Below are 26,358 nucleotides of genomic sequence, written 5' to 3'. Positions count from 1 at the left end.
CAATTCTACTTCGGACCGTCGTCCGAAGATGACTGAGGGCTGCGCGCCACCGGCAGCCGCCAGCCCCAGCGCAGCGCCGCCATGCGCAGCCCGAAGCAGGTCAGTCCGGCCACCAGCGCGCTGGCGAGCACGGGCAGCCCCAGCAGGTGCCCGGCCACCACGATGCCGGCGCCGGCCAAGGCCGCGACGGCATAGAGTTCGGAACGCAGCACCGCCGGGACGTCGGCCAGCAGGATGTCGCGCGCCATGCCGCCGCCGATGCCGGTCAACATGCCCATCAACGCGGCCATGACCGGACTGAGCCCAAACGCCAGGGCCTTCTGCGTGCCGGCCACCGCGAAGAAGGCCAGACCGATGGCGTCGAGCAGGCGCACCGGATTGCGCAGGCGCTCGATCAACGCCGACCAGTAGAAGGCCACCACGCCGGCGGCCAGCGCCACCGCGAGATAGCGCCAGTCCTCGAAGGCCGCCGGCGGGGTGTCGCCGATCAGCACGTCGCGGCTGATGCCGCCGAAGGTCGAGGCTGCGAACGACACCACCAGCACGCCGAACAGGTCCAGGCGCCGGCGCACCGCCGCCGTGGCGCCGCTGACTGCGAAGGCGAAGGTGCCGAAGAGGTCCAGCACGAGCACCAGGGTGCGGTGGAACTCGAGTGAGCCCTGGAAATCGGGAGGAAGCATGCGGCGAGTATTGGCCAAAAGCCCCGCGCCTGCGCGCGGGGCGTCCGCTCAACGGGGACGTGTCACCCGGCGAAGGGCAGCTGCCGGGCCACCATCATGTAGAAAATCGCCAGGAACGAGACCAGGGCCGGCACGCCCAGCGCGACCCAGATCGCCAGGATCCTGCCGTAGCCCCGCGGAAGCGGCGTGCCGCTTGCGTCCGCCTCGACGGCGATGTCGCGCAGCCGCATCTGCAGCCAGACCACCGGCAGCCAGCACAGCGCGGCGAGCACGAAGGCGACGGTGGACCACAGCAGCCAGGGCTCGGTCAGCGGGTAGCCGATCTGGTGGGCGAGCCAGAACCCGGTCACCGGCTGGATGACGATCGTCGTCGCGGTGAAGATCCAGTCCGCGACCACCACGTAGCGCGCGACCACCGCGATCGCATGCACGTCCCGCGTCAGGCTGACGAACAGCAGGTAGAACGCGGTGCCGACGCCGGTGCCGAAGAGCAGCGTCGACGACAGCACGTGCAGGTATTTAACGAGGATCAGGTCCATGGGTCCGGTCCAGCATCAGGAGGGCGAGGATCATGGCCAGGAGCGGCAGGTTCTTCAGCACCGGACCGAAGGGATGGGCCCACTGCTCCGGCAGCCAGATGCTGATGATCAGTGTGTAGGCCGCCACCAGCAGCAGCTGGCCGGCGTAGGCCAGGGTGCGGAATCGGCGCACGAGCATGCCGATGCCCAGCGCCAGGTCGGCCAGCGCTCCGGCCCACAGGGCCGCCACTGCCACCGCGCCGTGCAGCCCGACCTGGGCCAGCATCGCCAGGCTGTCGGCGCGCGGATAGACCCACAGCGAAACCACCGCCGTGGCCAGCCACATCGCCGCCAGCGCCACGCGCATCGCGGGGATCGTCCACCCCAAGATCGCGCGGTTCGCCATGGCGCTGCCCTGGGCTGGCGGCACGAAGGAATCAGGATCGCGAGGGGTGCGCCCGAGCCAGTGATGGAACGGCGCAGGATCGGCGGTGTTACCTGCCTCCAGCATCGACATCGCGTCGGCGTCGAACGGGGCGGGCCCCAGACGCGGTGCAAGCGCGGCCAACCGGCGCAGCGGGGCCATGGGCATATGCAGGAATGTCCCGCCGGTGCGCATCGCGCGCTTGAACACCTGCAGGTAGTCGCGCAGCGGAAGTGGGCGGGGACCTACCGCATCCAACATCACGGGCACCTGGTCGCGTTCGACGAGGGCGACCAGCGCCCCCAGCAGGTCATCCAGGTGCAGCGGCTGGACGAGCTGGTTGCCGGCGCCCGGGAGTGGCGTCACCGGCAGGCTGGCCAGCTGTGCGAACCAGCGCGTACTGGTGCCCTCCGGGGCGAACACCAGCGAAGGACGCACCACCGCGGTCTCCACGCCTTGGGTCGACAGCAGCAGGGCGTCCATCTTCCCCTTGCTGGCGAAATAGGGCAGGGCCGATCCCGCATCGGCACCCAGGGCCGACAGCTGGATCCAGCGACGGACTCCGGCAGCCCGGGCCGCCTCGAGCAGGACGCGTGGACCGTTCACGTGGACTGCATCGAAGCCCTGCTGTCCTGACTCGAGGAAGATGCCGACGGTGTTCACCACCACGTCGACGCCGCGCAGCGCTTCGAGCAGGGCGGTTTCGCCGGGCAGGGCGGTGAGGTCCAGCGCGATTGCACCCAGGCCGTCCCGCGCGCGGCCACTGCGCGTCGCCAGGAGGACGCCATGACCCCGCAGCGCAAGTTGCCCAGCCAGGGCGCCGCCAACCAGGCCACCACCCAGCACCAGCACCCGGAGCCCGCCCGCTTCGCGCGACGCATGCTGGCCTCGGGCAGCCTGGCCAGCCTGCTGTCCACCGTGGCCGTGTCGGTCTTCAGCCGGCGGCGCAGCGGACACGCCGCCGCCGGCACCAACGCGGCCAGCCAGTGGTTCTGGTATCCGCGTGCCCGCCATGTCGACGAGCCCTCGCTGCGCTACACCGTGGCCGGCTACGGCGTACATCACGCCAGTTCGCTGCTGTGGGGCGGCGTGTACGAAAGCCTGCAGCCGCGCCGCGCCGGACCCCGCGGCCGTGCGCTGCGCGCGGCGGCCGTGGCCCTGGGGGCGTACGTCGTCGACTATCACGTCGTCTCCCGGCGGCTCAGCCCTGGCTTCGAGCACCGGATCGGGCCCGCCGGCATGCTGGCGGCATACGGCATGTTCGGACTGGGGCTGTTCATTGCAGGCTCCGTTGGAGCGCACAGCGGATCACGTCGGGCGTGCAGTGGCCGTGGCGGTGGTGGGGCGATGGGAGAGAGGGACGCGGGAACCATCAGCTTCGAGGACCTTCAGAGCGTCGAGCTGCGCGTTGGCCGGGAGGTCGCGCTCTGCGTGCCGGATCGCGCAGTGCCACCTCGCACGAGGCTGCCGTAGATGAGTGGGGAACCGTTAACACCATCGCTTGAAGGCTCCTGTCACTGCGGCGCAGTTCGACTCACCCTCCCATTCGCGCCGAGCGAGGCCACGAGCTGCAACTGCTCGCTCTGTCGTCGATCAGGAGTCATATGCGCCTATTACGAGCTGGGCACGGTGTCCATTCAAGGCCATCCAGAGAACACGGATGACTATGTCTGGGGTGACCGGACCATGAGGAACGTGCGGTGCAAGGTGTGCGGCGTATTCACTCACTGGGAGCCAGTTGACGCCACGCCTGGCGCCCGACATGGGGTCAACCTGCGCAACTTCGAGCCGACAGTCCTTGCGTCAGTGGCCGTAAGGCGCTTCGATGGTGCAGATACGTGGAAATTCCTCGATTGAACAATCTCAGCGCAGTGCCGCCTTGCAGGCCAACGCATGCGATGTGCGAAACGTTCGTCGCTGAGTGCTTCACGACGGTTTGGTTCCAGCTCTAGACCCTCGAAACGCCGCACTGGCGCCCGCTACGCGGTCGCCGAGGCGACGCTGCGTGACGGCGACGGCCACCTCTGTGAGACGGCCACGTCGACGCTGCAGGTGTTCAACATCAAACAACCCACATGAGGGCCCGAGATGGATAAAGAGATGAGTGGACTGGAATTGCGAGCGCTGGCGACATCCGGCGGACAGCTCCGCCTGAGCCTGGAGACTGTCACCCTCGATAAGCCCGGCCCGGAGGAACTGGTGGTGCGGGTCGAGGCCACGCCCATCAATCCGTCGGACCTCGGGCTTCTGCTCGGGCCTGCCGAGGTATCGACCGTCCGCGCCGAAGGCACGCCGGAGCGACCGGTCCTGGTCGCCGAGATTCCGCAGCAGCGCCTCGCGGCCATCCGCGCCCGGCTGGATCGGTCGCTGCCGGTCGGGAACGAAGGCGCAGGCACCGTCGTCAAGGCGGGCCGCGATGTGCAGCACTTCCTCGGGAAAAAGGTCGGCATGCTGGGCGGCGGAATGTACACGCAGCTGCGCAAACTGCGGGCGCAGGACTGCATCCTGCTGCCCGATGACGTGGATGTGGCGGAAGGAGCGTCGATGTTCGTCAATCCGCTGACTGCGCTTGGCTTCACCGAGACGATGAAGGCCGAAGGGCACAAGGCCATCGTGCACACCGCCGCCGCTTCGAACCTGGGCCAGATGCTCAACAGGATCTGCCTTGCGGACGGAATCGGGCTCGTCAACATCGTGCGCAGCAGCGCGCAGGCGGCGATTCTCCGCGGGATCGGCGCTCGCCACATCGTGGACAGCACGTCGCCCGGCTTCCAGGCCGAGCTGACGGAAGCGATCGCTGAAACGGGCGCCACGATCGGCTTCGACGCCATTGGTGGCGGAAAGCTGGCCGGCCAGATCCTCCAGGCGATGGAGACAGCCGCCAGCCGCAGCGGCGCTACCTACAGCCCTTACGGATCGGACGTGCCCAAGCAGGTCTATATCTACGGTGCCCTGGACACGGGACCGACCATGATCGATCGGACGTTCGGCTTTGCCTGGAACGTTGGCGGATGGCTGCTCTCCCCGTTCCTGCAGAAGGCGGGCAGGGAAGTCGTGGGGCGGATGCGTCAACGCGTCGTGGACGAGCTCAGGACGACGTTCGCCAGCCACTATACGAAGACCATCAGCCTTGGCGATGCGCTCCAGCCAGAGATCCTGGCCGCTTACGAACGGAAGTCGACCGGCGAGAAGTACCTGATCGACCCGTCACTGTGACCATACCGCCCGACGGGGCGATGCGGCGCATGACCTCCAAGCCGCGGCAATGAGAAGTCGCGGTCGGATTGACCCACGGCTCGACTGATGTCGGATCTAGCTGTCCATGCCGCGCTGTTTTTCGTCGCGTTCGGGGCCGCGACGCTGCTGCCGCTCCAGTCGGAGGCCCTCCTCACCGGACTGTTGATGGCGGATTACGCGCCAGCGTTGCTGATCGCCATTGCGGGCGTCGGCAACGTGCTGGGCTCCACCGTGAACTGGGGCATCGGGCGCCAGGTGGAGCGCTTCAGGCATCGGCGCTGGTTCCCGGCCAACGAGGCCCAGCTCGACCGGGCGCGCGGCTGGTACCGGCGTTACGGGAAATGGTCGCTGCTTCTCAGCTGGGTGCCGGTGGTGGGTGATCCGCTGACGGTCGTCGCCGGTGTCATGCGCGAGCCCCTGCCAACCTTCCTGGTGTTGGTCACGATCGCCAAGGTGGGGCGGTACATCGCATTGGCGGTGGTTGTCCTGGGTGCGCGTTGACCGCCTCAGGGGTGCTGAGCCTCAGGAAATCGCATCTGCATGTCACATGATGGACGAGGAGGCTCGCAAGCGACCTGAGCGGAGGAGGGCGGCCGTTGCCCGGGATGGCGAGGTGCTTCAAGGGCGCGCCTGCTGCGTAGTGGCCCAACGCACGATGTCCGCCGCCTGCATCGCACCGGACGTGCGCGCGATTTCGCGGCCGCCCTGGAACAGCGCCAGCGTCGGAATGCTGCTGATGCCGAAGCGGGTGCCGAGCGCGGGTTCGGCCTGGGTATCGAGCTTTCCCAAGCGCATCCGTGGTTCCAGCTGCGCGGCGGCGGCCTCGAAGTGCGGCGCCATCATCCGGCACGGCCCGCACCAGGGTGCCCAGAAATCCACCAGCAGCGGGAGGTCCGAGCGCGTGGCGTGCAGGTCGAAGTTGCCCGCATCGAGCCCCGGCCTCCGGTTGCAGCGGGTTGCTTGGGGGTAACATCTCGCGTCTTCTGAATGTGCGCGATGGAGATCAGCCGTGCAAATCGATGGGGACTCCGGGCTCCAGCCCAGAAACGGAACTTCGCATAATGCACATTATGTAATTCAGAGGCTGGTTGCCAGCGGCGTCGATGGCGGGAGCTGGCGCTGTCGGTACCTGCCGTCCTCATGCTTATCCCCACCATCCCCAACTGGACAGGATCACACCAGACCCCTGCGTTGACCTGCATCAAGGTATTCCCACCGGCACCTGAGGCACCGTAACCGCGTGAATCCCGCACTCCGCAACCGGTGACGGAGAGATCCGATGCGCACTGTTCCCGGCATCCGCTTGACGCACACCCTGCGTGCCAACGCCATCCGCCTTCCTTTGGCAGCCGCCCTGATGGTGGTCGCCGCCGGCGTACAGGCCAGCGACGCGAGGCAGACCAGCGGCGACATCCGCTTCGGCTACGTCGCCTCTGAAACGCGCGCCCGCAGCGGCGCCACCACCGACGCGGACAGCGTCCGCGCACGGGCGCGCTTGCGCGTGGCTGGCGCGCTCGGCGGCGGCTGGCACGCCAGCGGCCGCGTGGCCGCGCGCCTGGACAGCGAACAGGACGACGAGGAGTTCTGGATGCGGACCTGGGCTCCCGGCCCCGCGGGGCTCGAGGACGGCCAGGCGACCATCGACGAGGCCTACCTCGAATACCGGCCGGCGGAGTCGCCCTGGAGCCTGCGCCTCGGCCGCTTCCAGGCGGCATTCGGCCTCGACGACATCATGAAGAAGTCGCTGGACCAGAACGACAGCACCAACTTCGACATCACCTGGACCGACGGCATCTGGTGGCAATGGCGCGGCAATGACTGGACCACGCACGTGATCGCGCGCCACAACGATCGCCGCGGTCCCACCGGGGCGCTGCGGCGACCGCTGGACTTCGCGGACGACAGTTCGCGTGCGGGTCTGTTCGTGGCGGTCGAATCGAAGACCGCCGTCGGTCCCCTTGTGCAGCGAATGGTCACGATGACCTGGCTCCCGTCGGCCCTGCGCACGAACGGCCTCGCCGACCCGGCGCTCGAGGACTATCTGGCGCTGACCGCCAAGGCCGCCGCCGAATGGCCGCTGGGCCAGGGCGGCACGAAGTTGCGGCTGGGTGGCGAGGTCGGCTGGGCGCCGGACACGCCGCGCCGCGAAGCGGTCAATTCCGGCACCGGTGCCGCCGATGCGCTGTCCTGGCAGGCCTCCCTCAGCCTGATGGACGTGCGGCCCGACCACGACGTCGGGATCGTCTACGGCCGCGTCGCCGATGGCTGGCTGCTGTCCAGCGACTTCCGGCCGAACGAGGAACTGCTCGAGGCAAGATGGGTCTGGCAGGCGTCCAAGGCCTGGCAGTTCGACGCGCGTATCCGTCGACGCGAGGAGATCGACCTGCCGGCCAGCGCCGCCCGCCCTCGCCGGGACGACGACGTCTACCTGCGGGCGACGTGGAAGTTCTAGGCGACGAGGCAACAACCAGGCGGGCGAACCCCGGCGTCGGGATGCGCCGCGTCCACGGCCAACCGCATCAGCGGCAGGCTGCCCGGACCTCGTCGTCGAGCTTGCGCAGCAGGTCGAAGGTGCGCTTCAGACCGACGCGCTGCAGCGTCCGCTCCCGCCGCGCGCGGGCCGCTTCGCAGCGATCCACGCCGGGACGCGAACCTGCCGTCGCACGACCGGTGCCACGCCTCGCGACTGTCCTTTGCACGGCCCCCCGCCCCTGGCGGTCCGTCTCCTGCCGACCGGCCGCCGCCGTCGCCGATGCCGCGGCAGGCATCGGTTCCGGGACCGCGTCATAGCGCGCGGCCAGCCGCTGGCCAGCCCCGCAGGCCTCACTGGTCAAGGTCACGTGTCCATCGCTACCCACGCACTTCTGCACCGTCTGCGCGGCAGCGGGAGCGCCGCAGCACATCAGGCAGAAAACCACCGCCAACGCATCCCGGCCCGGCTTCCACTTCGAACGCGTTTCCATCCGCCCTCCCCCCTCGGTTTCCCGCGCGCCAGCGATGCGGAGCCGGCATCCTGGACCGTGGGTGCAATCCCGAATATCAGGCCAGCGCACGCACGCGGGTGCGGGTCCGCACGCCCCGGGCATCGGGCCGGCGGACGCCCCCATGTCGGGAACCTCCCGGGCACGGCAGGCCTTGACGCGAGTCAAGGCGTGCCTGGTGCAGCTGTTGCAGTATTCCTGCCCATGGACGCTTCCCTGCCCTTCAACGCCGAACTGCTCCGCCGTTACGACCGGCCGGGGCCGCGCTACACCTCCTACCCCACCGCGCCGCAGTTCAGCAACGGATTCGGCGAGGTGCAGCTGCGCGAGGCGGCGGCCGCCAGCAACGGCGATCCGATTCCGCGCCGGCTGTCGCTCTACGTCCATGTCCCGTTCTGCGTCAGCCCCTGCTTCTACTGTGGCTGCAACCGCATCATCACCCGCGACAAGTCGCGCGCCGAGACCTACCTCGCGCGCCTGTACCGCGAGATCGACATGACCGCGGCGCTGTTCGACCGCGACCGCGAGGTGGTGCAGCTGCACCTGGGCGGCGGCACGCCGAACTTCATGGATCCCGCGCAGATCGGCGAGCTGGTCGACGCCCTGCGCCGCCAGTTCCACTTCGCGCGCCCGGAAGAGAGCGACATCTCGATCGAACTCGACCCGCGCTTCGTCTCGCCCGCCGACATCGCCGAGCTGGGCCGCATCGGCTTCAACCGCGCCAGCTTCGGCGTGCAGGACTTCGACCCGGTGGTGCAGGAGGCGGTGAACCGCATCCAGTCGGTGGAGGAAACCCGCGCGGTGGTCGAGGCCTGCCGCGCAAACGGCTTCCGCTCGGTCAACGTCGACCTGATCTACGGCCTGCCGAAGCAGAACCCGGAGGGCTTCGCGCGCACGCTCGACACGGTGCTGGAGATGCGCCCCGATCGCCTGGCGGTCTATGGCTATGCGCACCTGCCCGAGGTCTTCCGCCCGCAGAACCAGATCAGGGCCGAGGACTTGCCGAGCGCGGAGCAGAAGCTCGGCCTGCTGGAGCTGGCGATCACCAGGCTCTCCGCGGGCGGCTACGAGTACATCGGCATGGACCATTTCGCCCTGCCCGACGATGCCCTGGCCATGGCCCAGGCGCGCGGCAGCCTGCACCGCAACTTCATGGGCTACACCACCCACGCCGACAGCGACCTCATCGGGATGGGCGTGAGCGCGATCAGCCACATCGGCGACACCTTCAGCCAGAACCCGCGCGACCTGCCCTCCTGGCAGTTCGCGATCGACGAGGGCCGCCTGCCGGTGTTCCGCGGCATGCAGCTCGACGAGGACGACGTGATCCGCGCCGACCTGATCCAGCAGCTGATGTGCCAGGGCGAGGTCCCGATGCACGCGCTGGAGCGGCGCCACGCCATCACCTTCAAGGACTATTTCGCCGAGGGACTGGAGAAGCTGCGGCCGCTCGAGGCGGACGGCCTGGTGCGCGTCGAGCACGACCGGATCCGCGTGACCGCGCGCGGACGGCTGCTCTTGCGTAACATTGCCATGTGCTTCGACCGCTACCTCGCCCCCGTCCCCGCCGATTCCGACAGCCGGCCCCGCTTCTCCCGCGCCATCTGACGCCTGGGGAGGCCCGCCCGTGGTAGACAAGATCGCGTTCCCGCGCGTCGATCCCAGCATCCTGGCCGACGACGGCGACGCCTTCCATTTCTGTTCGACCTGCGCGTTCTCGCAGGCCTGCATGTCCCAGGGCATGGACAAGGCCGCGCTGGGCGAGCTGCACATGCTGGTCGAGCACGTCGGCCCCCTGCGCGCGGGCGACCACGTGTTCCGCGTCGGCGATCCCTTCGAGGCGATCGCGGCGGTGCGCGCCGGCACGGTCAAGACCTATGTCATCGACCCCAGCGGCCGCGAGCACGTGCTCGGCTTCCATTTTCCGGGCGAAGTGATCGGGCTCGACGGCATCGACGGCGACACCTATCCCTGCAACGCCGTGGCGCTGGACACGGTGATGCTGTGCCGGTTCTCGTTCCCCAAGATCTCGATCCTCGCCGGCCGCCTGCCCGGCCTGCAGCAGCACCTGTTCCGCCTGCTCAGCCGCGACATCGGCCGCGCCGCCCTGCTTTCGGGCGACTGGACCGCCGACGAGCGCCTGGCCGCCTTCCTGGTGATGATGTCGCGGCGGCTCGCCGCGCGCGGCTTCTCGCCCGATCGCTTCCAGCTGACGATGGCGCGCACCGACATCGCCAACTACCTGCGGCTCGCGCCCGAGACCGTCAGCCGCGTGCTGAAGCGCTTCCAGGCCGACGGCCTGCTGCGCGTCGACCGCAGGGAGCTCGAGATCGCCGACCAGCCGCGGCTCACCGCGCTCGCCACCCCGGTGCTCTGGAACCAGTAAGCGCCCGTCGGCACGCCTGCCTGTGGCCGGCTTGACTTGCGTCATGGAGGGCCGGGGATCCATTCACGGAACATGCGCGCACCGAAACCGGGAGCCCGTCATGGGGAACTATCGAAAGCTGTGGATCGGCCTGGCCGTTCTGCTCGTGTCATCCTTCGCCGTCCTGCTCTGGGCAGGCGGGGAAATCTTCCGCGCCGCGCCGCCGGTGCCGGAACAGGTGGTCTCCGAAGACGGCAGCGTCGTCTACACCCGCGCCGACATCGAGCGCGGGCGGCAGGTCTGGCAGTCGATCGGCGGCATGCAGCTCGGCTCGATCTGGGGCCACGGCGGCTACGTCGCTCCCGACTGGAGCGCCGACTGGCTGCATCGCGAAGCGGTGGCGATCCTCGACGCCTGGGCGCGCGAAGCCGGCGCCGAAAGCTGGGCCTCGATGGGCGCGGGCGAACGCGCGCAGCTGCAGGGCCGCCTGCAGGACATGATGCGGGCCAATACCTACGACGCCGGCACCGGCACGGTGACCCTGCACGCGGACCGCGTCACGGCGATCCGCGAGGTCGGCGCGCACTACGTCAGCCTGTTCGGCAGCGAGCCTGACACCGCGGAGCTGCGCGAAGCGTATGCGATGAAGAACGACACCATCGCCGCCCCGGAACACCGGCAGGCGATGACCGCGTTCTTCTGGTGGACCGCCTGGGCCGCCACCACCGAACGCCCGCGGGAATCCGGCGACGGCATGGTCCCGGACAAGGCCGGCGTGGTGCCGCAGCAGGTCACCTACACCAACAACTGGCCGAGCGAGCCGCTGGTGGGCAACCGCCCGGCGGCGCCGCTGTGGGTCTGGTCGGCGTTCAGCGTGCTGTTCCTGATCGCCGGCATCGGCCTGCTCGGCTGGCACCACGCGCGCGAGCATGACGGCGAGGACCGCGGCCACGCCATCCCGGCCAGCGATCCGTTCGCCCTCACCCGGCTCACGCCGTCGATGCGCGCGGTCGCCAAGTACTTCTGGCTGGTGCTGGCGCTGTTCCTGGTGCAGATCCTGCTGGGTGCGATCACCGCCCACTACCAGGTCGAGGGCCAGGACGCCTACGGCTTCGCGCTGTCCGAGGTCCTGCCCTACTCGCTCTCGCGCACCTGGCACACCCAACTCGCGGTGCTGTGGATCGCGGTCGCCTGGCTGGGCACGGGCCTGTACATCGCGCCGATGCTGTCCGGGCACGAGCCCCGGTTCCAGCGGTTCGGGGTCAACTTCCTGTTCGTCTCGCTGATCATCATCGTGGTCGGCTCGTTCGCCGGCCAGTGGCTGGCGGTGATGCAGAAGCTCGGCCTCGAGCACAACTTCTGGTGGGGCCACCAGGGCTGGGAATACGCCGACATGGGCCGCTTCTGGCAGTGGTACCTGTTCGTCGGCCTGCTGCTGTGGGTCGCGCTGGTGGGCCGGGCGCTGTGGCCGGTGCTGCGCGACCGGAAGAACGAGACCCGCCACATCGTGGCCCTGCTGTTCATGGCCACGGCCGCGATCGGCATGTTCTTCGCCTCGGCGCTGATGTGGGGCGAGCACACGCACATCTCCGAGGTCGAGTACTGGCGCTGGTGGCTGGTGCACCTGTGGGTCGAAGGCTTCTTCGAAGTGTTCGCGACCGCGGTGATGGCGCTGATCTTCACCCGCCTGGGCCTGATCAAGGTCTCGGTGGCCACGGTCGCGGTGCTGTTCGCCACGATCATCTTCATGTCCGGCGGCGTGCTGGGCACCCTGCACCACCTGTACTTCGTCGGCACGCCGACCGCGGTAGTGGCGCTGGGCGCGAGCTTCTCGGCGCTGGAAGTGGTGCCGCTGGCCTACATCGGTTTCGAGGCCTACCAGACCTGGAAGTACGGCAAGGCCACGCCGTGGATGGCGCGCTACCGCTGGCCGGTGATGTTCTTCATCGCGGTCTCGTTCTGGAACCTGGTGGGCGCGGGCCTGTTCGGCTTCCTGATCAACCCGCCGCTGTCGCTCTACTACATGCAGGGCCTGAACCTGACGCCGCTGCATGGCCACACGGCGATGTTCGGGGTCTACGGGATGCTGGGCATCGCCCTGGTGCTGTTCTGCCTGCGCGGGCTGCGCGGCCAGATGGTCTGGGATACCGCCGCGCTGAAGCTGTCGTTCTGGGCCCTCAACATCGGCCTGGCGCTGATGGCGCTGCTGACCCTGCTGCCGCTGGGCACCATGCAGCTGCTGGCGGCGATCGAGCACGGCTATGCCTACGCACGTTCGGCGGAGTTCATGCAGCAGCCGATCGTCGACCTGCTGGTGTGGATGCGCGTGCCCGGCGACACCATCTTCAGCATCGGCGCGGTCGCCCTCGCCTGGTTCGTGCTGCGGCTCTGGGTCGTGCCGCGGCGCGAGCCCGTCGTGGGCGTCGAGGCGAAGGAACAGGCCTGACATGGCCACGGGCATGGGACATGGCCGGCACGGCGGCGCTTCGGCGCCGTTCGTGCAGCTCGCCGCCGCGCCGCACCGGCTGATGTTCTTCGTCGGCACCGGCAACGTGCTGCTGGCGATGGCGTGGTGGACGGCCTGGCTGGTGGCCAACCGCTGGCCCGGGGTGCTGGCGATGCCGCAGCCCGAGCCCTACGCCGGCTGGCTGCATGCGATCGTCATGCAGTACCAGATGCTGCCGAGCTTCATCTTCGGCTTCCTGCTGACCACCTTCCCGCGCTGGATGGGCCTGCCCGACGCGGCCCGCTGGCACTACGTGCCGGTGGGCCTGGGCATGTTCGGCGGGCAGATCGCGGTGCTGCTCGGGGCGCTGGGCGCACCGGCCGGCATCGAGGTGGGCGTGGCGATGACCCTGGCCGGGTGGATGGCCGGGCTGTTCTTCCTCGGCGACCTGGTGCTGCGCGACCGCAACCGGACCTGGCATGCCCGTTCCTGCTTCGCCGCCCTGGTGCTGGGCTGGGTCGGGCTGGCGGCCTTCGGGGCCGCCCTGCTCGGGGGCGCGCCCACCTGGATCTTCGCCAGCATCAAGATCGGCACCTTCGGCCTGCTGCTGCCGGTGTACCTCACGGTGGCGCACCGGATGTTCCCGTTCTTCGCCGCCAACGTGGTGGCCGGCTACGTGTCGTGGCGGCCGCTGTGGCTGCTGGCCGCGTTCTGGGCCCTGTGCATGCTGCACCTGGGCCTGGAGCTCATGCACGCCTATGCCTGGCTGTGGGTGGCCGACCTGCCGCTGCTGGCGCTGTCCCTGCTCGCCGTGTGGCGCTGGTGGCCGCGCGGACCGAAGCCGGGGATCCTGGCCGTGCTGTTCATCGGCCTGGGCTGGCTGCCGGTGACCTTCGCGCTGTACTCGGCGCAGAGCCTGGCCTGGCTGGCCGGCGAAGGCTTCATCCTCGGCCGCGCCCCGGCCCACGCACTGTTCGTGGGCTTCTTCGGCAGCCTGCTGGTGGCCATGGTCACGCGGGTCACCCAGGGGCATTCGGGTCGCAGGATCGAGATGCCGGGCGTGGCCTGGTTCGCGTTCGCGGCGATCCAGCTGGTGACCGTCGTGCGCATCCTGGCCGATGTCTCGGCCGATGCCGGCTTCTGGTGGGCGGTCGCGGCGTTCGGCTGGCTGGTGGCGCTGGCGCCCTGGGCGATCCGCCTGGGCAGGATCTACCTCATCCCGCGCGCGGACGGAAAGCCGGGGTGAGCCGGTGATCGAGTTCTATCCCCAGATCAAGTCCGTGCACGTGGCGACGGCGGTCGCCAGCGGCCTGCTGTTCCTGCTCCGCGGGCTGCTGGTGCAGGCGGGCCAGGCGCGCTGGGCCATGGCCGCGCCGGTGCGCTACCTGAGCTACGCCATCGACACCACCCTGCTGACCGCGGCCCTCATGCTGCTCACGATGCTGCCGGGCGCGCTGTTCGCCAACGGCTGGCTGGCGGCCAAGCTGGTCCTGCTGGTCGCCTATGTGGTGCTCGGCTCGCTGGCCCTGAAGCGTGGCCGCTCGGCGCGCGTGCGGCTGGCGGCCTACGTCGCGGCCCTCCTGGTGTTCGGCTTCGTCTACTCCATCGCGCGGACCCATCACCCGGCCGGCCTGCTCTGGCTCATGGGAGCCGCTTGACTCAGGTCATGGCCGCGACGGCGAGCCGGGTCGATACTGTTGCGCATGGACCGGCGACACCGCCGGTCCACCCGATCAGCCCCCAAGGAGATACACCATGAAGCAGCTCATCATCGCCACCCTGGGCCTCGGCCTGCTCGCCTTCGGCGGCACCGCTGTGGCGTCCAACTGCACGATCAAGCTCAAGGGCGATGACCGCATGCAGTTCGACCAGAAGGAAATCACCGTCTCGGCCGCGTGCAAGACCATCAGCATCGAGCTCGAGCACACCGGCAAGCTTCCGGCGGCGGCGATGGGACACAACGTTGTCGTGTCCGCAACGCCGGACGTGCAGGCGATCAACACCGCCGGCGCCAAGGCCGGTGCCGCCGCGGGCTACCTGCCACAGGGCGATGCCAAGGTCCTCGCGGCCACCGACATGATCGGCGGCGGCGCAAGCACCAAGGCCTCGTTCGCGGGCAGCAAGCTCAAGGCCGGTGGCGACTACACCTTCTTCTGCTCCTTCCCCGGCCACGCCGCACTGATGAAGGGCAAGCTGGTCGTCACTCCCTGACCCGGGCGCGCCGCACACGGTGCGGCGTGGGACGCTGCAGGGCGCGCTCCGGCGCGCCCTTTTGCGTGCACGGGCCTATAATGTTCACCGCAACATCACCTCCCTCCTCCGGCCGAACCGGCCGTGCGCCCGCTCAGAGGGCGCCAGCGGCATGCGCCTTCCCCGGAATTGACTGCGATCAATCCAGGGTCCGCTCCGGGGCGGGAGAATCCACACACGCAAACCAAGGTCATCAATCCATGTCCTCGACCCCAGCCACCGTGGCTTCGGCCGCCCCCAGCGTCCAGGGTGACGCCAGGTCCGGCTATTACAACGACAAGGTGGTGCGCCAGTTCACGATCGCGACCGTGTTCTGGGGCATCGTCGGCATGGCTGTCGGCGTGCTGATCGCCGCCCAGCTGTACTGGCCCACCCTTGGCGAAGGCATTCCGTGGCTCTCCTACGGCCGCCTCCGCCCGCTGCACACCAACGGCGTGATCTTCGCCTTCGGCGTCTCGGCGCTGTTCGCGACCAGCCTGTACGTGGTCCAGCGGACCTGCCACGTCCGGCTGATCTCCGACAAGCTGGCGTCCTTCGTGTTCTGGGGCTGGCAGGCGATCCTGGTGGCCGCGGTGATCACCCTGCCGCTGGGCATGACCCAGGGCAAGGAATACGCCGAGCTCGAGTGGCCCATCGACTGGGCGATCACCATCGTCTGGGTGGCCTATGCGGTGCTGTTCTTCGGCACCATCGCCAAGCGCCGGGTGAGCCACATCTACGTCGCCAACTGGTTCTTCGGCGCGTACATCATCACCATCGCGCTGCTGCACATCGTCAACAACATCGCCATCCCGTCCGGCTTCGACAAGTCGTATCCGGTGTACAGCGGTGCGGTCGATGCCATGGTGCAGTGGTGGTACGGCCACAACGCCGTGGGTTTCCTGCTGACCACCGCCTTCCTCGGCATGATGTACTACTTCGTGCCCAAGCAGGCCGAGCGCCCGATCTACTCCTACCGCCTGTCGATCGTGCACTTCTGGGCGCTGATCGCGGTCTACATGTGGGCCGGTCCGCACCACCTGCACTACACCGCGCTGCCCGACTGGGTGCAGTCGGTGGGCATGGTGTTCTCGCTGATCCTGCTGGCCCCGAGCTGGGGCGGCGCGATCAACGGGATCATGACCCTCTCGGGCGTCTGGTACAAACTGCGCACCGACCCGATCCTGAAGTTCCTGATCGTGGCGCTGTCGTTCTACATGATCGCGACCTTCGAAGGTCCGATGATGTCGATCAAGACCGTCAACTCGCTGTCGCACTACACCGACTGGACCGTCGGCCACGTGCACGCCGGCGCGCTGGGCTGGGTCGCCATGATCACCGTCGGCTCGATCTATTCGCTGATGCCGCGCGTGCTCGGCCTGAAGGAGATGCATTCGGTCAAGTGGATCGACGTGCACTTCTGGCTGCACACCGTGGGCGTGGTGCTCTACATCGTCTCGATGTGGATCGCCGGCGTCATGCAGGGCCTGATGTGGCGCGCCACCAACGCCGACGGCACGCTGACCTACAGCTTCGTCGAGGCGCTCAACACCACCTATCCCTACTACCTCGTGCGCCTCGGCGGCGGCCTGCTGGTGCTCGCCGGCATGGTCCTGATGGCGGTCAACACCTGGAAGACCTTCCAGATGGCCAAGGCCCCCGTCGCGCATCCGGTGATGCCGCCCGACCCCTCCAGCGCCCGCGCTTCGACCCAGGCAGCCTGACATGAGTGACAACAAGACCAATCCGCCGCCCAACGCCCATGAGAAGGTCGAGAAGAACGTCGGCCTGATGATGATCCTGATCGCGGTCGCCGTGTCCTTCGGCGGCCTGGCCGAGATCGTGCCGCTGATGTACCAGGCCGAGGCGATCGAGCCGCTCGACGGCGTCAAGCCCTACCCCGCGCTCGAGCTCGCCGGTCGCGACGTCTACGTCCGCGAGGGCTGCTACAACTGCCATTCGCAGATGGTGCGCACGCTGCGCTTCGAGTCCGAACGCTACGGCCACTACTCGCTCGCCGGCGAGTCGGTGTACGACCGTCCGTTCCAGTGGGGCTCCAAGCGCACCGGTCCGGACCTCGCCCGCGTCGGCGGCCGCTACTCCGACGACTGGCACCGCGTGCACCTGATCGATCCGCGCGCGGTCGTGCCGGAATCCAACATGCCGTCGTTCCCGTGGCTGGCCGAGGCGAAGGTCGATCCCGCCAAGGTCGCGCGCAACATGCGCAACCTGCAGCGCCTCGGCGACCCCTACACCGACGAGGACCTCGCCGGCGTGGCCGCGGCGGTCGAGGGCAAGACCGAACTCGACGCCATGGTCGCCTACCTGCAGGGCCTGGGCCGGCATGCGCCGACCGCCGCCACCGCGGCCGCAACGACTGCCGCGGGGTCCGCGCAATGACCGGAGGGATCATCACCCTGTTCCTGCTGCTGCTGTTCGTCGGCGGCTGGGCATTCATCTGGAGGCCTTCGCACAAGGCCATGTTCGACGCAGCCGCCAGGCTGCCCCTTGAGGACGACGCCGAGGAGTCGCGGGAATGAGCACCGGTTGGAGCATTTTCGTCATCGTGCTGGTGGTGCTGAACCTGCTGGGCCTGTGGGCCCTGCTGGCCTGGACCAGCCGGCGCCGCCCGGGCGATCCCAAGCCCGAGGACACCAGCCACGTCTGGGATGGCGACATCACCGAATACAACAAGCCGCTGCCGCGCTGGTGGATCATCGGTTTCTACCTGACCATGGTGTACTCGGTCGGCTACCTGCTGTGGTATCCGGGCCTGGGCAACTTCAAGGGCTTCGGCAACTGGAGCTCGGCGTCCGAACATGACGCCGACAAGGCCAGGCAGGACGCGATCCTGTCCGAGACCTTCCGTCCCTACGACGGCCAGCCGATCTCCCAGCTGGCCGGCGACGCGCGCGCGGTGGAACTGGGCCGGGCGATCTTCGCCAACACCTGCGCCACCTGCCACGGCTCGTCCGCGCAGGGCGCGGTGGGCTATCCCAACCTCACCGACGACATCTGGCACTGGGGTGGCTCCGAGGACCAGGTCCTGCAGAGCGTGCTCGACGGCCGCCAGGGCGTGATGCCCGAGTGGGGCACAGTGCTCACCGGCATGGGCGGCGACAACGCCGTGCTCTCGGTAGCCACCTATGTCCGTTCGCTGGCCGGCGAAGTCCCTGAGAACGACTTCTTCGCCGCCCAGGGCAAGGGCCTGTACGAAGGCGTCTGCGTGGCCTGCCACGGCATCGAGGGCAAGGGCAACCAGGAGCTGGGCGCGCCCGACCTGACCGACGGCTACACCATGTACGGCAACTCGGTGGAGTCGATCATGGACACCATCAACAACGGCCGCCATGGCGTCATGCCGGCGCACCGCGACCTGCTGGGCGAAACCCGCTCGCGCCTGGTGGCGTCGTACGTCTGGTCGCTGTCCAGCGGCAGCGCGAATCCGGAGCGGTCCCCGGAGGCCCAGTGAGCGCCGCCCCCGGCCCGGGCTTCGACCACCCGCCGCGCCCCATGGCGCAGCGGGTCGGCGCCATCCTGTGGCCGAGCTTCTTCTCGGCGTGCGTGGCCACGATGGTCTTCTCGGCCTTCGTCGATCCGCTCGCGCTGCGCGACATCACCTTCCCGGAGATCGCGATCAGCCGCAGCCTGGGATACTCGATCGCCTTCTTCATGTTCTGGGTCGCGACCGCGGCCTCGAGCCTGTTCACCTGGATCCTCCTGCGGCCCTCGAGCCGCTTCAACAGGGCACTTCCCCCGGACAAGCAGTGAGCCGTCGCATTCCCCTGGAGCTCGCCGAGGACACTGGCGGCTCGATGTACGTCAGCGAGCGCAAGGTCTATCCGCGCGACGTGTCCGGCCGCCTGAACACCCTGCGCGTCGCGGCGGTCTTCTGGCTGCTGGGCATGTTCTATGTCTTCCCGTGGCTGCGCTGGGACGGCCGCCAGGCGGTGCTGTTCGACCTGCCGGCGCGCAAGTTCCACGTCTTCGGGCTGACCTTCTGGCCGCAGGACTTCCTGTTCCTGGCGCTGCTGCTGATCATCGCCGCGCTTGCGCTGTTCTTCTTCACCGCGCTCGCCGGACGGCTGTTCTGCGGCTATGCCTGTCCGCAGACGGTGTGGACCGAAGTCTTCCTGTGGATGGAGCGCTGGACCGAGGGCGACCGCAACAAGCGGATGAAGCTCGACGCCGGCCCGTGGACGCGCGAGAAGCTGCTGCGCAAGGGCGCCAAGCACGCGCTGTGGGCAGTGTTCGCGCTCTGGACCGGCTTCACCTTCGTCGGCTTCTTCACCCCGATCACCGACCTGGGCGCGCGACTGGTGCCGTTCGAATGGGGCGGCTGGGAGACCTTCTGGGTGCTGTTCTACGCCCTGGCCACCTGGGGCAATGCCGGCTTCCTGCGCGAGCAGGTCTGCAAGTACATGTGTCCCTACGCGCGCTTCCAGAGCGCGATGTTCGACCGCAACACCCTGATCATCGCCTACGACCCGATGCGCGGCGAGCCGCGCGGCCCGCGCAAGCGCGGCCTGGGCAGCATCGCCGAACGTGGCCGCGCCCTGCTCGACCAGGTCACCGCCTACGACTACGTGTTCCGTTCCGCCCTGCATCCGACCGCGGCCGACAACCGCGTGCAGGCGGCGGGTTCGATCACCCTGGGTGCGGTCGGCGAGGTCGCCGAGCCGCTGCCGAAGTTCTCGCCCGATGAACTCGGCGACTGCATCGACTGCACCATGTGCGTGCAGGTCTGCCCCACCGGCATCGACATCCGCAACGGGCTGCAGTACGAGTGCATCGCCTGCGGCGCCTGCATCGACGCCTGCGACTCAGTGATGGACAAGATGGGCTTCGAGCGCGGGCTGATCCGCTACAGCACCCAGAATGCGATCGACAGCAAGCCCACGCGGGTGGCGCGGCCGCGGGTCTTCATCTACGGCGCCCTGCTGCTCGTGCTGGCCGTGGCGTGGGTGGTCGGCGTGAACACGCGCAGCCCGCTGATCGTCGAGGTGCTGCGCGACCGCAACGCGCTGTACCGCGTGGTCGGCGGCGGCGAGGTCGAGAACGACTACACGATCAAGGTCGTGAACAAGAGCGACGACGCGGTCACCTACCGCATCGTGATCGAGGGTGCGGCGTCCGGCATCGAACTGCGCGGTGCGCGCCTCGATGCCGTGCGCGCGGCTCCGCAGCAGGTGATCAGCGTTCCGGTCATCGTCGCCGCGCCCGACTCCCTCAAGGGCCGCCACCCGCTCACCTTCCGCGTCGAAACCGGCGACGGCGGTGCCAGCGAGACGGTCGACAGCAGCTTCTTCGGACCCATGTGATGACCGACGACGACAAGAAAAGACCGTTCTGGCGCGAGCCGATGATGTGGCTCGTGCTGGGCCTGCCCGCGGCCTCCGTGGTCGCCGGGGTGATCCTGGTCAGCCTGGCGGCGCGCGACTCCAGCGATTCGGTGGGCGACGTGGTGACGCGCACCGCCCAGATCCAGGTGTCCGACCTCAGCCCGGATGCACGCGCCCGCGATCTGCGCCTGAGCGCGATCGTGCGCGTGGACGAAGGCTTCCTCGAGGTGCTGCCGGTGACCGGCGAGTTCCAGCGCCAGCAGCCGCTGCGCCTGGTGCTGCGCCACCCCACCCTGGCCGCCTCCGACCTCGAGCTGCGCGCCGATCCCGCCGGCAACGGCTGGCGCGCGGAGACCGAACTTGCCCTCGGCCACGACTGGAAGCTGGAGCTGATGCCCGAAGGCATGCCCTGGCGGCTGCAGGGCCGACTGCCCGCAGGCCAGCGCGCGGCCCACGTGAAGCCGGCCATCTCCGGCGAGCGGGAGTGAGGTGAACGCGGGCGCGGTCGCCACGGCCGCCGCCGTGCGCGACGCGCAGGGCGTGCATGGCGGCTGCTTCCACTGCAGCGAGGCCCTGCCCGCCGCAGCGGCGACCGCCCAGGTCGATGGCCAGGTCCGCAGCTTCTGCTGCGATGGTTGCGCCGCCGCCGCCCAATGGATCCGCGACGCCAACCTCGTCGACTACTACCGGCTCCGCTCGGAACCGGCCGGCCGCGCGGCGGTCGACCTCGAAGCGCAGCTCGCGGCCTTCGACCGCGACGACATCCAGTCCGGGCACGTGCGCGACGTCGATGGCGGCCGCGAGATCACCGTGCTCACCGACGGCATGCGCTGCGCGGCCTGCGCCTGGCTGATCGACCGCGCCGTGGCCCGCGAGCCGGGCGTGCGCGAGGTGGTGGCCAACGCGGTGACCGGCCGCGTGCGCATCACCTGGGACCCGGCGCGCGCGACGCTGTCGACCCCGCTGCGCCGCCTGGCCGCGCTCGGCTACGTGCCCTACCTGGCCACCGGCACCGACCGCGAGCGCGAGCGTGGCGCGCAGCGCAACCGCGACCTGCTGCGCATCGGCATCGCCGGCCTGGCCTCGATCCAGGCGATGATGTTCGCCGAGGCGCTGTACCTCGACGTCTACCAGCAGATGCCGGTCCCCACGCGCGACTTCCTGCGCTGGATCACCTTCCTGGTCTCGACGCCGGTGGTGTTCTGGTGCGGCTGGCCGTTCATCGCCGGCATGCTGCGCGAGCTGCGCAACCGCCACCTGGGCATGGACACCCTGATCGCCAGCTCCACCCTGCTGGCCTACTTCGCCAGCGTCTACGAGACCGTGCGCGGCGGGGCCCATGTCTGGTACGACGCGGCGGTGATGTTCGTCTTCCTGCTGCTGGGCGCGCGCATGCTGGAGCAGCGCGCGCGACGCATCGCCGTGGCCCAGGTGGACACCCTGGCACGGGCACGGCCAGCGCTGGCCACGCGCGAACGCGCCGACGGCAGCCGCGAGGTGGTCCCAACAGCCGCGCTGGCGGCCGGCGACATCGCCTGCATCGCGGCGGGCGATACGGTCCCCGCGGACGGGCGGCTGCTGGACGCCCCGGCCCGCTTCGAGGAGGCACTGCTCACCGGCGAGGCGCATCCGGTCATGCACCAGCCCGGCGACACGATCTACGCCGGCACGGTCTGCCGCGAGGCGCCCGCGCGCATCCGCGTCGAGCGCGTGGGCGCGGGCACGCGCCTGTCCGAACTCGAGACCCTGGTCGACCGCGCGCAGTCGCACCGCCCGCGGGTGGCGCAGCTGGCCGACGCGGTCTCGGGGCGTTTCGTCGCCGCCATCCTGGTGGTCGCGGTGCTGGTACATATCGCCTGGCGCATCCACGATCCCTCGCGGGCGCTGGAGGTCACGCTGGCGCTGCTGGTGATCAGCTGTCCCTGCGCGCTGTCGCTGGCGGTCCCGACCGCCATCACCGTCGCCCACGGCGCGCTGGCCAGGCTTGGCGTGCTGGCCAACGACGCCGATGCGCTGGGTTCGCTCGCCGGGGCCACCGACATGGTCTTCGACAAGACCGGCACGCTGGGCAGCGGCCGCCCGACGCTGGCCCGCATCGAGGCCCTCGGCGGCTTCGACATCGAGGACGTGCTCGGCATCGCCGCGGCGCTGGAGCGCGACAGCCTGCATCCGATCGCGCGTGCGTTCGAGGGCCAGGATGCCGGCCTGGACGTGGACGGCGTGGAGGAGCATCCGGGCCAGGGCATCGCGGGAACCGTCGACGGACGTCGCTGGTGCCTGGGCCGCGCGGAGTTCGCCGTCGGCCGCGCCGATGACGGCGCGCTGTGGCTGGGCAACGGCACGGAAGCGGCCGCCCGCTTCGTGCTCGAGGAGTCGCCGCGTGCCGACGCCGCCGAGGCGATCGCCAGGATCCGCGGCCAGGGAATCGAGGTGCATCTCTCCAGCGGCGATGCCGCCGCACCGGTCACCGCCTTCGCCGACCAGCTCGGCATCGACCGTGCGGCCTCGCGGCAGTCGCCGGAGGACAAGCTCGGCAGCGTGCGTGCACTGCAGGGCCGCGAGCGCGTGGTGGCCATGGTCGGCGACGGGCTCAACGACGCGCCGGTGCTGGCCGGGGCCGACGTCTCGATCGCGATCGGCAGCGGCGCCGCCCTCGCCCACCGCGCCGCCAGCCTGGTGCTGACCGCGCCGTCGCTGCTGCGGATTCCCGCGGCGGTCGCGCTGGCCCGGCGCACGCGCGCCATCGTGCGCCAGAACCTGGCCTGGGCGCTGGGCTACAACCTGGTGGCGATCCCGCTGGCGGCCGCCGGGCTGGTGACGCCCTGGGTCGCGGCGCTCGGCATGGCGCTGTCTTCGCTGATCGTCACCGTCAATGCGCTGCGCCTGGCGCGGATTCCCGCCGCATGAACATCCTGCTGTTCCTCATCCCGGTGAGCCTGGTGCTGCTGCTGGTGGCGATCTGGGCGTTCCGCTGGGCGGTGCGCAAGGGCCAGTTCGAGAACCTCGACGCGGCGGCCATCGACATCCTGCGCGACGACAGCGCGGACCAGCCCCCTGCCGCCGCCACGCCGGCGGGAGCGATGCCCACGAACGAGTCCACAAGGCGGCCGCAGGGCGACCGGACCGATGCCGACTGACTGGCTCGCGATCGGTGCGGCGCTGCTGACCGGGCTGATGGGCGGGGTGCACTGCGCCGCGATGTGCGGCGGCATCGCCACCGGCTTTTCGGCCATGGGCGGACGCCGCGGCTGGTGGATGGCGATGCAGCCCAATCTCGGACGGGTCGGCGGCTACGTGCTCGCCGGCGCGCTCGCAGGCGGCATCGGCGGCGGGATCCTGGCGGCCGCGCGCAGCCCGTGGCTGGCCTTCGGTGCCCGCATGCTGGTGGGCGTGGTCCTGGTGCTGGTGGCGCTGCGCCTGCTCGACCGCGGCGGCCGCCTGGCCTTCCTCGGCCGTCCCGGGGCCACGCTGTGGCAGCGGCTGCGGGTGCTGCAGAGGCCGCTGCTGCCGGCCAACACCGCCGGCAAGCGCATCGCGCTGGGCGTGCTCTGGGGCTGGATGCCCTGCGGCCTCAGCACGACGATGCTGGCCGCCGCCTGGCTGCAGGCCGACGCCCGCAACGGCGCGCTGACCATGGCCGCCTTCGGCCTGGGCACGCTGCCGCTGATGGTCTCGCTGACCTGGTCGGGCGCGCGCCTCGGGCAGTGGCTGCAGCGTGGACCATGGCGGATGGCGATCGGGGGCGTGGTGCTGGCGGCGGGGCTCCTGACCATCGCGGCGCCCTGGCTGATGCACATCCCCGCGCTGGCCGGGCCACTGGCGGCGCTGGGCTGCCTGCCGCCACCCTGAGGCGCGACGCACGACTGTTGCAACGGCTTCAGACCTGCCCTGTTGGAGCGGCTATAGCCGCGATTCTGGACGCGCGCCGCAGCCTCAGCCGCGATTCTGGACGCGCGCCGCAGCCCCTCGATCGCGGCTATAGCCGCTCCTACAGTCGCTCTGACGTCGCGTCTACGTGGGCGTGCGGGCGGCGCGCAGGCGTTCGAGTTTTTCGCGCAGCTTGATTTCCAGGCCGCGTTCGACCGGGCGGTAGTAGACGCGCTCGCCCATGGCGTCGGGGAATCCGGTCTGGCCCAGCGCCACGCCGCCCTCGGCGTCGTGGTCGTACTGGTAGCCCGTGCCGTGGCCGAGCTGCTTCATGAGCTTCGTCGGTGCGTTGCGCAGGTGCATCGGCACTTCGGCGCTGCCGTATTCCGCGACGTCGCGCTTCGCCTCGCCAAGGGCCTTGTAGGCGGCGTTCGACTTGGCGGTGCTGGCGAGATAGATCGCCAGTTGGCCGAGCGCGAGGTCGCCCTCGGGGCTGCCGAGCCGGTCGTAGGCGTCCCAGGCCTCGAGGGCCATGGCCAGGGCGCGCGGATCGGCCAGCCCGATGTCCTCGACCGCCATCCGCGTCAGCCTCCGCGCCAGGTAGCCCGGATCCGCGCCGCCGTCGAGCATCCGTGCAAGCCAGTACAGCGCCGCGTCCGGGTTCGAACTGCGCACCGACTTGTGCAGCGCGGAGATCTGGTCGTAGAAGTGGTCACCGCCCTTGTCGAAGCGGCGGCTGCGGTCGGCCAGCACCTGGGCCAGGGTCTGGTCGGTGATCCTGCCGCCGTCGCCGGCGAGCTCGGCGGCGATCTCGAGCAGGGTCAGCGCGCGGCGCACGTCGCCGTCGGCCGCCGTGGCCACCAGCCTCAGCTGCCCGTCGCCGATGTCGATGCCGCGGCCGCCAAGGCCGCGCTGATCGTCGGCCAGCGCGCGCCGCAGCGCGGTTTCGATGTCTTCGACCGACACCGCCTCGAGCACGTGCACGCGGCAGCGCGACAGCAGCGCCGAGTTCAGTTCGAACGAAGGGTTCTCCGTGGTGGCGCCGACGAAGATGATCGTCCCGCGTTCGATGTGCGGCAGGAACGCATCCTGCTGGACCTTGTTGAAGCGGTGCACCTCGTCGACGAAGAGCACGGTGCGGCGGCCGCCGGCGAAGGTGTGGTCGGCCTCGGCCAGCACCTTGCGCACGTCGGGCAAGCCGGTCAGGACCGCCGAGATCGCGCGGTATTCGGCATCGGCGTATTCGGCCAGCAGCAGCGCGAGCGTCGTCTTGCCGCAGCCGGGCGGCCCCCAGAGCACCATCGAATGCACGCGTCCGGACTCGACCGCGCGCCGCAGCGCCGAGCCGGGCGCGAGCAGGCGCTGCTGCCCGACCATGTCGTCGAGCGTGCGCGGGCGCATGCGCTCGGCCAGCGGGCGCAGCGCGAGCGCGTCGGGATCGGGAGGCAGGAGTCCGGGACCGCCGGCGTCCGGGGCTGGCTTGCGGGGCACGTCACATCCACGCGATGGGGGACGGACACGATACCAAGCCGGGTCGTCCGCTCAGTAGCCCGCGGTGCCGCCGTCGTCGTAGGCGACGATGTTCGGCGCCAGTTCGTGCTCGATGCTGAGCCAGCGGTCCGCCTGCAGGTCGTAGATCGCATCGACGTGGGCGGCGGTGCTGCCGCCGGGTCCGAAGTCGGCGATGCCGCTGGCCTCGATGCGCAGGAAGCGCTGGCCCGACTGCAGGCTGCTGATGTCGTCGAGCTGCAGGAACACGCGCCCGGCGTCCGGCCAGGATTCGAACTCCGTGGCAACCCGCGTCTCCAGGTCGACCAGGAGGCGTGCGTCATTGGGAACGAAGCGCTCGCTTTCGCCCTCGCCGTCACCGCCCAGGGTGATTTCGGCAAAGCCGGCGGTGCCGAACAGCGCGTCGTAGCGGCTGCGGTAGCGGAAGGCGAGCCAGTCCTGCTCCCCGCTACCGGTCAGTTTCAGCTGGCCCTGGCCCTGCACGACCTGGTCGCGCGGACCACTGGCGCTGATCTCCGCCGGATCCAGGCGCACCTCCAGAGCGGGGTCGTCGAAGCGCTCGCCCAGGGTGGTCACCAGCACCGCGGCGACCGCGGCCTGGGCCTGCTCGCCGGCGGGCACCGGGATCGAAATGGTGTCGGCAGCCCCCCCACCCTTGGCCCTGCCCTCCCCGATGTCCGCCAGCGCGCACGGGGCGACGATGACGGACAGCATGGCCAGGAGCAGCAGCGGGGCGCGGTGGACTGCCGGCATGGACGTG

The 26,358-nt window shown here is 69.7% G+C and carries 26 protein-coding genes and 1 pseudogene; 20 read left to right on the top strand and 7 right to left on the bottom strand.

Annotated features, from left to right (window positions below; genetic code table 11):
• Positions 1-5: 5 nt before the first annotated feature.
• The 3 genes from JG616_RS00800 to JG616_RS00790 form a co-directional block, all read right to left on the bottom strand.
• A complete protein-coding gene (locus JG616_RS00800) occupies positions 6-680 on the bottom strand; it encodes a trimeric intracellular cation channel family protein (RefSeq protein ID WP_199362074.1) in 675 nt (224 codons plus the stop codon).
• Positions 681-742: 62 nt separating this feature from the next.
• A complete protein-coding gene (locus JG616_RS00795) occupies positions 743-1,219 on the bottom strand; it encodes a DUF2269 domain-containing protein (RefSeq protein ID WP_199362073.1) in 477 nt (158 codons plus the stop codon).
• A complete protein-coding gene (locus JG616_RS00790) occupies positions 1,200-2,468 on the bottom strand; it encodes an SDR family oxidoreductase (RefSeq protein WP_343224953.1) in 1,269 nt (422 codons plus the stop codon). Before JG616_RS00790 ends, JG616_RS00795 begins: the two co-directional genes overlap by 20 nt.
• Here JG616_RS00790 and JG616_RS13560 point away from each other — a divergent pair.
• From JG616_RS13560 to JG616_RS00775, 3 genes are all read left to right on the top strand, one after another.
• Complete coding sequence (locus JG616_RS13560; protein ID WP_199362071.1) at positions 2,409-3,095, top strand: hypothetical protein; 687 nt, start codon at positions 2,409-2,411, stop codon at positions 3,093-3,095. The two genes, JG616_RS00790 and JG616_RS13560, sit on opposite strands and share 60 nt — an antisense overlap.
• Positions 3,096-3,722: 627 nt before the next feature.
• Positions 3,723-4,838: a zinc-binding dehydrogenase gene (locus JG616_RS00780; RefSeq protein ID WP_199391377.1), complete on the top strand. Its 1,116-nt coding sequence runs from the start codon at positions 3,723-3,725 to the stop codon at positions 4,836-4,838.
• Positions 4,839-4,925: 87 nt separating this feature from the next.
• Entirely contained in the window at positions 4,926-5,360 is a 435-nt protein-coding gene (locus JG616_RS00775; protein ID WP_199391376.1) for a YqaA family protein, read from the top strand.
• Positions 5,361-5,477: 117 nt separating this feature from the next.
• On the opposite strand, the pseudogene trxA reads toward JG616_RS00775, so the two are convergent.
• Positions 5,478-5,780, bottom strand: a pseudogene (gene trxA, locus JG616_RS00770) (thioredoxin); the annotation flags it as partial.
• Between the two features lie 358 nt (positions 5,781-6,138).
• On the opposite strand from trxA, the gene JG616_RS00765 reads away from it, so the two are divergent.
• Positions 6,139-7,311 (top strand): porin, encoded by a 1,173-nt coding sequence (locus JG616_RS00765; protein ID WP_199391375.1) that lies wholly within the window; start codon positions 6,139-6,141, stop codon positions 7,309-7,311.
• A gap of 67 nt (positions 7,312-7,378) precedes the next feature.
• Here the strand turns inward: JG616_RS00765 and JG616_RS00760 are convergent, their stop codons facing one another.
• Positions 7,379-7,822: a DUF4124 domain-containing protein gene (locus JG616_RS00760; RefSeq protein ID WP_199391374.1), complete on the bottom strand. Its 444-nt coding sequence runs from the start codon at positions 7,820-7,822 to the stop codon at positions 7,379-7,381.
• Between the two features lie 222 nt (positions 7,823-8,044).
• Between JG616_RS00760 and hemN the strand changes: the two genes are divergently transcribed.
• From hemN to JG616_RS00680, 16 genes are all read left to right on the top strand, one after another.
• Positions 8,045-9,448 carry an oxygen-independent coproporphyrinogen III oxidase gene (hemN, locus tag JG616_RS00755; RefSeq protein WP_199362064.1) on the top strand — a complete coding sequence of 468 codons (1,404 nt, stop codon included), beginning with the start codon at positions 8,045-8,047 and terminating at the stop codon, positions 9,446-9,448.
• 19 nt (positions 9,449-9,467) lie between these two features.
• Positions 9,468-10,226, top strand: coding sequence for a helix-turn-helix domain-containing protein (locus JG616_RS00750; protein WP_234446460.1), 759 nt, complete (start codon positions 9,468-9,470; stop codon positions 10,224-10,226).
• A gap of 100 nt (positions 10,227-10,326) precedes the next feature.
• A complete protein-coding gene (locus JG616_RS00745; RefSeq protein WP_199391373.1) occupies positions 10,327-12,651 on the top strand; it encodes a nitric-oxide reductase large subunit in 2,325 nt (774 codons plus the stop codon).
• Position 12,652: 1 nt separating this feature from the next.
• The gene (locus JG616_RS00740) at positions 12,653-13,897 is read left to right on the top strand and encodes an NnrS family protein (RefSeq protein WP_199362062.1); all 1,245 of its coding nucleotides are present in this window, start codon (positions 12,653-12,655) and stop codon (positions 13,895-13,897) included.
• A gap of 4 nt (positions 13,898-13,901) precedes the next feature.
• The gene (locus tag JG616_RS00735; RefSeq protein ID WP_199391372.1) at positions 13,902-14,309 is read left to right on the top strand and encodes a SirB2 family protein; all 408 of its coding nucleotides are present in this window, start codon (positions 13,902-13,904) and stop codon (positions 14,307-14,309) included.
• Positions 14,310-14,406: 97 nt separating this feature from the next.
• On the top strand, positions 14,407-14,862 hold the full coding sequence (gene azu / locus JG616_RS00730; RefSeq protein ID WP_199362060.1) for an azurin: 456 nt from the start codon (positions 14,407-14,409) through the stop codon (positions 14,860-14,862).
• 239 nt (positions 14,863-15,101) lie between these two features.
• Positions 15,102-16,604 carry a cytochrome-c oxidase, cbb3-type subunit I gene (ccoN, locus tag JG616_RS00725; protein ID WP_199391371.1) on the top strand — a complete coding sequence of 501 codons (1,503 nt, stop codon included), beginning with the start codon at positions 15,102-15,104 and terminating at the stop codon, positions 16,602-16,604.
• A gap of 1 nt (position 16,605) precedes the next feature.
• Positions 16,606-17,280, top strand: a complete 675-nt coding sequence (ccoO, locus tag JG616_RS00720) for a cytochrome-c oxidase, cbb3-type subunit II (RefSeq protein WP_199362058.1) — start codon at positions 16,606-16,608, stop codon at positions 17,278-17,280.
• The gene (locus JG616_RS00715; RefSeq protein WP_199362057.1) at positions 17,277-17,420 is read left to right on the top strand and encodes a cbb3-type cytochrome c oxidase subunit 3; all 144 of its coding nucleotides are present in this window, start codon (positions 17,277-17,279) and stop codon (positions 17,418-17,420) included. The genes ccoO and JG616_RS00715 overlap by 4 nt, the downstream gene beginning before the upstream one ends.
• On the top strand, positions 17,417-18,352 hold the full coding sequence (gene ccoP / locus JG616_RS00710) for a cytochrome-c oxidase, cbb3-type subunit III (protein ID WP_199362056.1): 936 nt from the start codon (positions 17,417-17,419) through the stop codon (positions 18,350-18,352). Before JG616_RS00715 ends, ccoP begins: the two co-directional genes overlap by 4 nt.
• Before the next feature lie 41 nt (positions 18,353-18,393).
• The gene (locus JG616_RS00705; protein WP_199362262.1) at positions 18,394-18,651 is read left to right on the top strand and encodes a hypothetical protein; all 258 of its coding nucleotides are present in this window, start codon (positions 18,394-18,396) and stop codon (positions 18,649-18,651) included.
• Positions 18,648-20,201: a 4Fe-4S dicluster domain-containing protein gene (locus JG616_RS00700; protein WP_343224952.1), complete on the top strand. Its 1,554-nt coding sequence runs from the start codon at positions 18,648-18,650 to the stop codon at positions 20,199-20,201. The genes JG616_RS00705 and JG616_RS00700 overlap by 4 nt, the downstream gene beginning before the upstream one ends.
• On the top strand, positions 20,201-20,710 hold the full coding sequence (locus JG616_RS00695) for a FixH family protein (protein WP_199362055.1): 510 nt from the start codon (positions 20,201-20,203) through the stop codon (positions 20,708-20,710). The genes JG616_RS00700 and JG616_RS00695 overlap by 1 nt, the downstream gene beginning before the upstream one ends.
• Before the next feature lies 1 nt (position 20,711).
• Positions 20,712-23,129 (top strand): heavy metal translocating P-type ATPase, encoded by a 2,418-nt coding sequence (locus tag JG616_RS00690; RefSeq protein ID WP_343224951.1) that lies wholly within the window; start codon positions 20,712-20,714, stop codon positions 23,127-23,129.
• Complete coding sequence (gene ccoS, locus JG616_RS00685; RefSeq protein WP_199391370.1) at positions 23,126-23,359, top strand: cbb3-type cytochrome oxidase assembly protein CcoS; 234 nt, start codon at positions 23,126-23,128, stop codon at positions 23,357-23,359. The genes JG616_RS00690 and ccoS overlap by 4 nt, the downstream gene beginning before the upstream one ends.
• Positions 23,349-24,071, top strand: coding sequence for a sulfite exporter TauE/SafE family protein (locus tag JG616_RS00680; RefSeq protein ID WP_199391369.1), 723 nt, complete (start codon positions 23,349-23,351; stop codon positions 24,069-24,071). Before ccoS ends, JG616_RS00680 begins: the two co-directional genes overlap by 11 nt.
• Before the next feature lie 162 nt (positions 24,072-24,233).
• Here JG616_RS00680 and JG616_RS00675 read toward each other — a convergent pair whose 3' ends face one another.
• Both JG616_RS00675 and JG616_RS00670 read right to left on the bottom strand, forming a co-directional pair.
• On the bottom strand, positions 24,234-25,490 hold the full coding sequence (locus tag JG616_RS00675) for a replication-associated recombination protein A (RefSeq protein ID WP_199391920.1): 1,257 nt from the start codon (positions 25,488-25,490) through the stop codon (positions 24,234-24,236).
• 141 nt (positions 25,491-25,631) lie between these two features.
• Positions 25,632-26,351 carry a hypothetical protein gene (locus tag JG616_RS00670; RefSeq protein WP_199391368.1) on the bottom strand — a complete coding sequence of 240 codons (720 nt, stop codon included), beginning with the start codon at positions 26,349-26,351 and terminating at the stop codon, positions 25,632-25,634.
• Between the last annotated feature and the right edge of the window lie 7 nt (positions 26,352-26,358).

Origin of the sequence: Luteimonas sp. MC1895, from assembly GCF_016457215.1 — a bacterium.
Classification (GTDB): Bacteria; Pseudomonadota; Gammaproteobacteria; order Xanthomonadales; family Xanthomonadaceae; genus Luteimonas.
The sequence above is the reverse complement of the archived record's forward strand: the minus strand, read 5'-3'. Positions and strand labels throughout refer to the sequence as shown.

Excerpts from the sequence above, each read along its gene's own strand:
- JG616_RS00715 (WP_199362057.1), top strand. The coding sequence starts at position 17,277 with ATGACCGGAGGGATCATCACCCTGTTCCTGCTGCTGCTGTTCGTCGGC.
- JG616_RS00740 (WP_199362062.1), top strand. The coding sequence starts at position 12,653 with ATGGCCACGGGCATGGGACATGGCCGGCACGGCGGCGCTTCGGCGCCG.
- JG616_RS00670 (WP_199391368.1), bottom strand. The coding sequence starts at position 26,351 with ATGCCGGCAGTCCACCGCGCCCCGCTGCTGCTCCTGGCCATGCTGTCC.
- JG616_RS00800 (WP_199362074.1), bottom strand. The coding sequence starts at position 680 with ATGCTTCCTCCCGATTTCCAGGGCTCACTCGAGTTCCACCGCACCCTG.
- ccoN (WP_199391371.1), top strand. The coding sequence starts at position 15,102 with ATGTCCTCGACCCCAGCCACCGTGGCTTCGGCCGCCCCCAGCGTCCAG.
- JG616_RS00695 (WP_199362055.1), top strand. The coding sequence starts at position 20,201 with ATGACCGACGACGACAAGAAAAGACCGTTCTGGCGCGAGCCGATGATG.
- ccoO (WP_199362058.1), top strand. The coding sequence starts at position 16,606 with ATGAGTGACAACAAGACCAATCCGCCGCCCAACGCCCATGAGAAGGTC.
- JG616_RS00675 (WP_199391920.1), bottom strand. The coding sequence starts at position 25,490 with ATGCGCCCGCGCACGCTCGACGACATGGTCGGGCAGCAGCGCCTGCTC.
- JG616_RS00775 (WP_199391376.1), top strand. The coding sequence starts at position 4,926 with ATGTCGGATCTAGCTGTCCATGCCGCGCTGTTTTTCGTCGCGTTCGGG.
- azu (WP_199362060.1), top strand. The coding sequence starts at position 14,407 with ATGAAGCAGCTCATCATCGCCACCCTGGGCCTCGGCCTGCTCGCCTTC.
- JG616_RS00705 (WP_199362262.1), top strand. The coding sequence starts at position 18,394 with ATGGCGCAGCGGGTCGGCGCCATCCTGTGGCCGAGCTTCTTCTCGGCG.
- JG616_RS00780 (WP_199391377.1), top strand. The coding sequence starts at position 3,723 with ATGAGTGGACTGGAATTGCGAGCGCTGGCGACATCCGGCGGACAGCTC.
- hemN (WP_199362064.1), top strand. The coding sequence starts at position 8,045 with ATGGACGCTTCCCTGCCCTTCAACGCCGAACTGCTCCGCCGTTACGAC.
- JG616_RS00795 (WP_199362073.1), bottom strand. The coding sequence starts at position 1,219 with ATGGACCTGATCCTCGTTAAATACCTGCACGTGCTGTCGTCGACGCTG.
- JG616_RS13560 (WP_199362071.1), top strand. The coding sequence starts at position 2,409 with ATGACCCCGCAGCGCAAGTTGCCCAGCCAGGGCGCCGCCAACCAGGCC.
- JG616_RS00765 (WP_199391375.1), top strand. The coding sequence starts at position 6,139 with ATGCGCACTGTTCCCGGCATCCGCTTGACGCACACCCTGCGTGCCAAC.
- ccoP (WP_199362056.1), top strand. The coding sequence starts at position 17,417 with ATGAGCACCGGTTGGAGCATTTTCGTCATCGTGCTGGTGGTGCTGAAC.
- JG616_RS00760 (WP_199391374.1), bottom strand. The coding sequence starts at position 7,822 with ATGGAAACGCGTTCGAAGTGGAAGCCGGGCCGGGATGCGTTGGCGGTG.
- JG616_RS00680 (WP_199391369.1), top strand. The coding sequence starts at position 23,349 with ATGCCGACTGACTGGCTCGCGATCGGTGCGGCGCTGCTGACCGGGCTG.
- ccoS (WP_199391370.1), top strand. The coding sequence starts at position 23,126 with ATGAACATCCTGCTGTTCCTCATCCCGGTGAGCCTGGTGCTGCTGCTG.
- JG616_RS00745 (WP_199391373.1), top strand. The coding sequence starts at position 10,327 with ATGGGGAACTATCGAAAGCTGTGGATCGGCCTGGCCGTTCTGCTCGTG.